At 42.1% G+C, this 8,121-nt stretch carries 6 protein-coding genes, 1 tRNA gene and 1 pseudogene; 1 reads left to right on the top strand and 7 read right to left on the bottom strand.

Annotation, left to right across the window (positions count from 1 at the left end; all coding sequences use genetic code 11):
* Positions 1 to 283: 283 nt before the first annotated feature.
* The 6 genes and pseudogenes from G586_RS0109825 to dnaX all read right to left on the bottom strand — a co-directional run.
* The gene (locus G586_RS0109825) at positions 284 to 736 is read right to left on the bottom strand and encodes a CvpA family protein (protein WP_026527636.1); all 453 of its coding nucleotides are present in this window, start codon (positions 734 to 736) and stop codon (positions 284 to 286) included.
* A 41-nt stretch (positions 737 to 777) separates the two neighbouring features.
* A complete protein-coding gene (locus G586_RS22420; protein ID WP_051204689.1) occupies positions 778 to 2,091 on the bottom strand; it encodes a DUF5711 family protein in 1,314 nt (437 codons plus the stop codon).
* A 23-nt stretch (positions 2,092 to 2,114) separates the two neighbouring features.
* Positions 2,115 to 3,155 carry an aldose epimerase family protein gene (locus G586_RS0109815; protein WP_026527635.1) on the bottom strand — a complete coding sequence of 347 codons (1,041 nt, stop codon included), beginning with the start codon at positions 3,153 to 3,155 and terminating at the stop codon, positions 2,115 to 2,117.
* 95 nt (positions 3,156 to 3,250) lie between these two features.
* Complete coding sequence (recR, locus tag G586_RS0109810; RefSeq protein ID WP_026527634.1) at positions 3,251 to 3,850, bottom strand: recombination mediator RecR; 600 nt, start codon at positions 3,848 to 3,850, stop codon at positions 3,251 to 3,253.
* Positions 3,851 to 3,882: 32 nt separating this feature from the next.
* A complete protein-coding gene (locus G586_RS0109805; protein WP_026527633.1) occupies positions 3,883 to 4,233 on the bottom strand; it encodes a YbaB/EbfC family nucleoid-associated protein in 351 nt (116 codons plus the stop codon).
* 404 nt (positions 4,234 to 4,637) lie between these two features.
* A pseudogene (gene dnaX / locus G586_RS22415) lies at positions 4,638 to 6,263 on the bottom strand (DNA polymerase III subunit gamma/tau); the annotation flags it as partial.
* 188 nt (positions 6,264 to 6,451) lie between these two features.
* Between dnaX and G586_RS0109795 the strand changes: the two are divergent.
* A tRNA-Ser gene (locus G586_RS0109795) sits at positions 6,452 to 6,537 on the top strand.
* Positions 6,538 to 6,674: 137 nt separating this feature from the next.
* On the opposite strand, the gene G586_RS0109790 is transcribed toward G586_RS0109795, so the two are convergent.
* Positions 6,675 to 7,991, bottom strand: coding sequence for a sugar phosphate nucleotidyltransferase (locus G586_RS0109790; RefSeq protein ID WP_026527632.1), 1,317 nt, complete (start codon positions 7,989 to 7,991; stop codon positions 6,675 to 6,677).
* Positions 7,992 to 8,121 lie beyond the last annotated feature (130 nt).

The raw sequence follows: 8,121 nt of genomic DNA, 5'->3' as shown, positions 1-8,121 counted from the left end.
ATCGTTCGTCTGACCAGAACTTAAGCTTGGCTTTTGTTCTGTCCGTTTTACCTTTAGTTAGGTTGTTTTGTTCTCTGAATATTCTTTTTGGAATTTTCAGGGTTGCATTACTATTTTATTGTCAAAGTGCTTTGTCTTGGCTTGTCAGCCGCAACTCTGATAGATTATCATGTTGTGTGCTTTCTGTCAAGAACTTTTTTAATTTTTTTCGAGATTTTTTATAAGTAGTTATCAGCTCTTATTTGTGCTCTCTCGAAGTGAGCGAAATTGATTATAGCATCACTTACACATGAATGCAACTAATTAATTCAGAAATTGTAAAATTAATTGCAGCGCCTATATTATAGCCCACAATATGCTGTATCAGCGCTACCCATATATAGGTTTCACACGCTCCAAAGACTCCGCCCAACACTTTATTTGCAGTTGAAAGTATCGGAATCTTCTTTGAACCGGTAGCAGCTTTTCCTATTCCCTGGATCACACGATAAACTGCAACGATAATTGCAAGTTCGATAATCGTTTCTATCAAATGAAGGTTCTTCCCTTGAAGAAGCTTACCTATTGCTCCTGCCGAGAGAGAGAAGATCACAAATCCTATAGCTAATGCCGCTATTCCAATTAACTCAGATATAAGTCCGTATGTAAAACCAGACGCAATTCTCCACAAGAGTATTATTAAAACCGCAAGTGATACAATCACCTGCGGCATAGCAATAAATTCCATAATATTCATAAACTAGTTCCTATTAAGCGAAATAGAAAAATAAATTATCATCACTTAAGCTCCAGCGTTTCAATAGCCTTCTCTGTAACAAGAATAAACTTGCTTCGCACATTTGTAGGGATCATTACTTTCACGGCACGATCAAAGGTATTTCTGAATTTTTCCACACCTTTCATATCATAGAGTATGTACTCATTTTCCCCATAAACAACTATTTGGTCGTTGTCAAATAGAACATCTACATATTCTGTATCAAAGAAAACCGTTGTCTCAAGACTACCCGTCTCACCATAGATCTGAAGCCTATAAGCACCTTCATCTGTGTTATTCATGAACACAACTCCAACATGAGAGTCATTGAAGAATACAGATCTTATTTCCTCATTTGCTGTAAGGCTCTCTGTCTGACTTGTCGGAACCTCTTTGCCCGAAAAGAACATTATTCTGTCATCTGCTACTGCAAAGATCTTAGAATCATTCATGAACTGAACATAAGGCACAACCACTCCGGGATACTCATATCCACTCGCATAGTTGTCAGAAAGATTCTGTCCGACAGCTCCAAAGTTAAAGAACGCTACACTTGTCTTTATTTTGCCATTATCTGCTTTCAAATAGGACACGCACACAAGCTCACCACTTGGCGAAATAGATATATCAACCGGATATCCGCTATCCTGCATGGTTGTCTTGAAATTTGCAAGGGTATTGCCTGTTGCATCAAAAAGATAGATCCATGTGACATTTTTATCATCCAATACCGCAGCCACTACACCTTGTGAAGCCACACAGAAATCTCTGATGGGAAGATTTGTATCTATCTCACCGAGAGCTCCTGATGTATTTGCCACGTAGATATTGTGTCCATTGTAATCACCTATGGCTACCACATTTTTACATGTATGAACCGTGGGATTCTGCATCTGATAAGTCTGGTTCCATAGCTGTTGCCCTTCACCATCAAGACAGCTGACACCATCTTTACTGTATGTGAGTACATATCCACCCAGATTAACAGCTTTAGCACCTGCCGCATCAGTCAGTTTGACAGATGAAATCACATTACTCTCTGTAAAATGCTTATCTCTCCAGCTGACATACACGGCAGCTACCATAAGTACTGCTATTGTAATGATAACGATAGTCCTAACAAAAACCGCAATCCTGTGTTTTCTTATTCTCTCCTTATACGAAGGACCACTATTTTCGTAATTGTCCTCGCCTTCAGAATCATACTCATCGCTATCAGGTTCCCAATCTAAGTCGCCATTTAGTGCAGCAAAAGGATTTTCATCCTTATCCTTTTCCTTTGAGTTCTTTTGCAGCTTCTTTATGTACTTAGTGAAATCCTTGACTTCTGCCATTTAAAACTCTTTTCCGAATTTTTTTAAATAAAGCGGTATACCGTTATTGAATCATACTCGCGCTCGGGTCCGAATACGGCATCCGGGAAGTTATCATGATGAATAGCGTCAGGATGTATCTGAGTTTCTAAGCAGAAACCATCTCTCTTCCTATAATCTGCGCCACCTTTTCCGCCTTCTGCTTCAAGGAAATTGCCGGCATAAAACTGGAATGCAGGAAGTGTTGTTGAACACTGCATTGTAATTCCGCTCTCAGGACACTTTACAGTAGCAAAAGTTCTTCTTGTTCCATCAGCGCCATCAATAATAAAGTTGTGGTCATATCCGCCACCCAATGCTATCTGATCATTATCTGCATCGATTTCGAGACCAATAACCTTTTCATTTCTGAAATCGAAAGGGGTTCCCTCAACATCAGCAATTTCGCCGGTAGGGATAAGTCCCTCTCCTACTGTTGTAGTTTTGCTTGAATTAAACTGAGCAACATGATCCGTGATAGTTCCTGATCCCTGACCGCGAAGATTAAAGTAGCAATGGTTTGTAAGATTGATCATGGTCTTAGCATCACTTGTTGCATGATAATGAAGTGAGAGTGCATTGTCCTCACTAAGAGTGTATGTAACAGAAAACTCTCTATTTCCTGAAAATCCAAGATCTCCATCCTCTGCTTTTAATGTAAAAGTAACACTATCTTCTGTCTCAGATGCTTCCCAGACTCTCTTGTGGAAGCCATTATCAAAATCACTATGAAGATTATTAGGTCCATCATTCACTGCCATCTGGAAAGTTTTTCCATCAATCTGATAGCTTGCTCCGCCAACTCTGTTAGCAACAGGGCCTACTACAACGCCAAGGAAGCAGGAATTATCAAAATATTTCTCAGGATCATCAAATCCAAGAACAACGTCTCTTGTCTGTCCATCCTTGTCTTTTACAAAAATATTACGTATGGTAGCGCCATAATTAAGAAGGCAAACCTCCATTCCCTGGCTGTTTGTCATATGGTAACCGTAAATAGGTGCTCCGTCCTTTGTTTCTCCAAGAAACTCTCTTTTCACACTCATTTTTTCCTCCGTTTCTGAATTTCCCGCTCGAAGTTCGAGCAACTTCCGCTTTTGTTTTCTAGTTTTTCCGTTTAGTTATTGCATCTGTTTTAGGTTTACAACTCAGTTCTGCCCTCTAGTGCACGGAGCAGTGTTACTTCATCTATGTACTCAAGATCGCCGCCGACAGGAACGCCGCTGGCAATCCTTGTAACCTTGATACCGGTGGGCTTTATGAGTTTACTTATATACATTCCCGTAGTCTCACCCTCAAGGCTTGAATTCGTAGCAATAATCACTTCGTTTACATCATCTGTCTCTAGTCTCTGTACAAGCTCTTTTAGCTTGATATCTCCAGGTCCAATCCCAAGCATTGGAGAAATGGCCCCATGAAGAACATGATAGACACCTTCGTATTTTCCCGTCTTCTCATAAGCTGCAAGGTCTCTTGCGTTTTCAACCACCATTATAGTTCTGTGATCACGCTTCTCATTAGCACAGATTGGGCATATCTCATCATCAGTAAGAGTGCAGCATTTGCTACAGTAGTGCACATTCTCTCTGGCATCAGTAAGCGATTTTGCCAATCTTTCAACCCTGTCCTTTGGAAGACCTATAATGTAAAAAGCCAGTCTCTGAGCCGATTTGCCGCCGATTCCCGGAAGGGATGAGAGCTCATCGATCAGTCTGTTAATATGTCCGCTATATAGATCCATTAAAATAAAAATCCTCCGAGGCTATGCTCCAATTAGAACGGAAGTCCTCCGAGACCTCCAAGGCCGCCTGTCATCTTGCCCATAATATCGCCCTGTGCCTTCTCAGCCTGTTCCATTGCCTCGTTTACCGCTGCAACTATCATATCCTGAAGCATCTCCACATCATCGGGGTCAACTGCATCCTGCGCAATTGTAATACCAACGAGCTTTTTATTACCTGTAACAGTGGCCTCAACGGCACCACCGCCTGCACTTGCCTTGAACTCCTTTGTCTCAAGTTCCTTCTGGCTCTCCTCCATCTGACGCTGCATACGCTGAGCCTGTTTCATAAGGTTATTCATGTTGCCAGGCATACCACCCGGGAATCCACCTCTCTTTGCCATTATTTGTTCCTCCTGTTTGTTACTTTTAATTCTATTTTTACTACTGATTGTAGGTTTTCAGCTTTTATCAGCTAATCCTCGTCCGTATCCTTCTCCTCAAAGGCATTCTCTTCATCGCTGGCCCGCTGCTCATTAAATGAATTCTCTGACGATGCTTGCTCGTATGCTGCATACTCTTCTTCCTGCTCATCATAGGAAGCGGCATATTCTGTAGCCTGCTGAGCATAATACTCATCTTCGTCAAGGCCGGTAATTATATCTCCGCCGGAGTTTTCCGGATTCTCGTCTTCTGATGAGGGTTGAATTTCCGGATTATCTTCTGATGATGGTTGAATTTCCATGCTATCTTCTGATGACGGTTGAATCTCCGGGTTATCAGGCATACTCACTTCTTCCTCAATCTCGATGTCGAAATGAATATCATTAAGGCTGACATACTGCTCTGATATTGGCTTATCCTGCACCGCATAACGAAGTTCAAAATCTACATGCTTGCCGATAGAGTCATCAAGAATAGCTGAAAGCTCGCTACGTCCCGGATCTTCGCTATATTTTTGTGCCCGCTCTTTATTATCCAGAACTATGAAAAGCTTACCATCTTCACTCTGACTGAGAACCGCCTTAAGCATATAAGCCCTCATAGGCATTGGCATCCTGTTAAGAATTCTGTTCCAATTGTTGACGACTTTTTTGACATCCTCAGCAACAGCCTTCTCAAGCATTTTGGCCCGCTCTTGCATGGAAGTACCTGACCCGGCACCTACTCCGCCAGTGCCTACGGCACCGGCCCCATTAAAACCCGGTCCTCCATTACCTCCTCCAGTTGCATTAACAGCAATCTGTCCACTGGTAATTCCGCCTAGGACTCCATTCATCTCCTGACTACGCTCTTCCAGTATTCTTATTCTGTCAAGAAGTGCATCCGTGTCTTCGTCCATTTGAGGTTTGCAAAGCCTTATCAGTGCCACCTCTATTAGAATACGTTTTGCCGCTGCAAATCGCAAGTTCTGTGATAACTCCGAGAACACGCGAATATAACGCATGATGGTATCTATGTCAGAGCTCTTTGCCAGTTCTTTTAGTGCTGCAAGATTATCCGTGGACATATCCACTGCATCCTCCATGTTATCGGAGGTGCTTACCAACATCAGATTTCTCAGGTACCAGATGAAATCACTGACAAACTGTGTTAGTTCTCGTCCCTGTATGACAATGTCGGACAGAAGATTAAGAGCGCCTGTAACATCCTGAACTATCAGATACGAAAACAGTTTTCCAAAAACAGCAGTATCAACTGCACCAAGTACACTAAGCACTCTGTCATAAGTCAATTCTTCGCCGTAATTGAAAGCGATACACTGGTCAAGAAGGCTTAACGAATCACGCATCGAACCATCTGCTGCCTTAGCGATATAGCGAAGTGCTCTTTCGTCAACTTTTACCTGTTCCTTATCAACAACCTCTCGAAGTCTGTCCGCTATAGTGTCGATAGTAATTCTGTGAAAATCGTACCTCTGACATCTGGACAAAATAGTGATCGGTATCTTCTGTACTTCTGTAGTTGCAAGAATAAAAATTACATACGACGGCGGTTCCTCCAGGCTCTTAAGAAGAGCATTAAAGGCTCCGGTTGAGAGCATATGAACCTCATCGATAATATATACTTTGTATTTTCCAACTGTTGGTGAATAAGAGATCTCATCAATGATCTCACGGATGTTATCTACGCCGTTATTGGATGCAGCATCTATCTCGATGACGTTACCCATTGCTGCACCGGACTCGATTGCCTTACAGGTGGGGCACTCGCCGCAGGGGCTGCCATCCTTCGGGTTCTCGCAGTTAACTGCTCTTGCAAGAATCTTAGCAACCGATGTCTTGCCGGTACCTCTGGTTCCGCAGAACAGATATGCATGCCCAATCCTGTCAGACTTAATCTGGTTCTTCAGCGTTGTCACAATATGATCCTGTCCTTTGACATCGTCAAAAACAGGTGGTCTGAACTTTCTATATAAAGCTACGTACGCCATTTAAATCCCCATTTATCAGGCACATCAATCAAAACACAGAAAAGTTTTATCAAGAGTTGCCCGATTTTTTTCATACTTCAACTAACTAATTATACTCAATAACCGCTCGTGCAACAACTGTTTATTGACTTAAACCATACTCCCTCGTATAATGAAAAAGCGCGAAAATATGAACTTTCACGCTTTATGGAGACGTATCAAAGTGGTCGTAATGAGGCGCACTCGAAATGCGTTTGTCCTCCGGGGCACGCGGGTTCGAATCCCGCCGTCTCCGCTAAGCTTCACCTTGACGGTGGAGCTTTTTTATTCTGAATTTTCATTTCCAATTAGTAAAAAGCCCCGGCAGATTTTCCTGCCAGGGCAATTATTAAACATTTTTTCAAGGCCATTTTTTGTCTTGATGTGAAAGTATTACAGATCAAACTTCTTCTTATCTTCCACTGTAATCTCTTTTCCCATCTGCACCTCGATAAGCTGCAGCTCTTCACCGTTATCATTGATGATGGTGTGCTTTGTGCCTGCTTTCATGTTGACAACATCTCCGGGACGAACTATCTTTTCAACGCCATCAATGATAGTCTTACCAGTACCACGTACAACACTCCAAACTTCATCGCGTCTCTCGTGACTGTGATAGTTCATAGAATGTCCGGGGTTAAGAGTAACTTTAATGGTCATGGAGTCTTTTTCAACATCAAGAACTCTATAGCTTCCCCAGGATTTCTCAGCAAACATGATCGGCTGCTCGATTTTCTCAACAAAAGGCTTAATGTAAGAGCTCTGTTCCTTATCAGAAACAAGAATACCATCAGGAGAAGCAGCAACGATGGCATCTTTTAGTCCCATAACAATTACAGGGATGTTCATATCATTTATCACATGAACATTTTCACAGTTTTCATTCAAAAGTGCATCGCCGATAACATTCTCTTCCATAGCCTCTGTAAGAGTATTCCAGGTTCCCAGATCCTTCCACAGGCCGTTAAAACGCATTACGCTGATCCTGGTCTCCTTCTCTACAACCGCATAGTCGAAGGAAATCTTCTCAAGGGTATCGTATTTTCCAAAAAGATCATTGTAGTCTGTAAAATCAATAATCTCATGTGCCTTATCAAGAAGGTATGAAAGTTTATACGCGAAAATTCCGCCATTCCAAAGGGCACCCTTTGAAATATAATCTTTAGCAGTTTCTACGTCAGGCTTTTCCTTGAAGGATACAACCTTTGAAACCTCTGCCTTATCCTCAGGAATGATGTAACCATATTTCTCTGAAGGATATGTGGGATCTATTCCCATGAGTGTAAGATTGGAATCACCCTCCTCTGCAAGCTTTGAAAGCTTCTCGAGAGCAAGGAAGTATTCCTTGTCAACATAAGGGTCAACAGGACATACCACTACAGGCTCATCCAGTCCAACGTTCTGCACATCATGAAGGTATGCACTTGCAAGAGCGATTGCAGGGAATGTATCCCTTCTGCAGGGCTCAATGGAAATTCCAACATTCCCACCAAGCTGATTATTGATGGCTGAAACCTGTGTCTTACTTGTTGCTATGGTTACATTTGCGTTTGGATCAATAGCTCTTATCTGGTGATAAACTCGCTGAACCATTGATTCATACTCTCCGTCAGTTCCTTTGAAAATCTTAATAAACTGCTTTGATCTAACATCGTTTGAAAGAGGCCAGAGACGCTGACCTGATCCGCCCGATAATAAAATTATATTCATGTTTGTCCTTTCTGATCCCCCTCATCCGGCACTTCGTGCCTCTTTTTTCCCAAGGAGAAGGCTTTGGTATTTATCTACGCCTCTTTTCTCCAAAGGAGAAGGCTTTGGTATTTATCTACGCCTCTTTTCT

This window comes from Butyrivibrio sp. VCD2006 (assembly GCF_000423925.1).
Classification (GTDB): Bacteria; Bacillota; Clostridia; order Lachnospirales; family Lachnospiraceae; genus Butyrivibrio.
This window is presented reverse-complemented; position numbering and strand designations above follow the sequence as displayed.

Bases quoted from the DNA above. Each gene is read 5' to 3' on its own strand.
- G586_RS0109825 (WP_026527636.1), bottom strand. From the start codon at position 736: ATGAATATTATGGAATTTATTGCTATGCCGCAGGTGATTGTATCACTT.
- G586_RS22420 (WP_051204689.1), bottom strand. From the start codon at position 2,091: ATGGCAGAAGTCAAGGATTTCACTAAGTACATAAAGAAGCTGCAAAAG.
- G586_RS0109815 (WP_026527635.1), bottom strand. From the start codon at position 3,155: ATGAGTGTGAAAAGAGAGTTTCTTGGAGAAACAAAGGACGGAGCACCT.
- recR (WP_026527634.1), bottom strand. From the start codon at position 3,850: ATGGATCTATATAGCGGACATATTAACAGACTGATCGATGAGCTCTCA.
- G586_RS0109805 (WP_026527633.1), bottom strand. From the start codon at position 4,233: ATGGCAAAGAGAGGTGGATTCCCGGGTGGTATGCCTGGCAACATGAAT.
- G586_RS0109790 (WP_026527632.1), bottom strand. From the start codon at position 7,991: ATGAATATAATTTTATTATCGGGCGGATCAGGTCAGCGTCTCTGGCCT.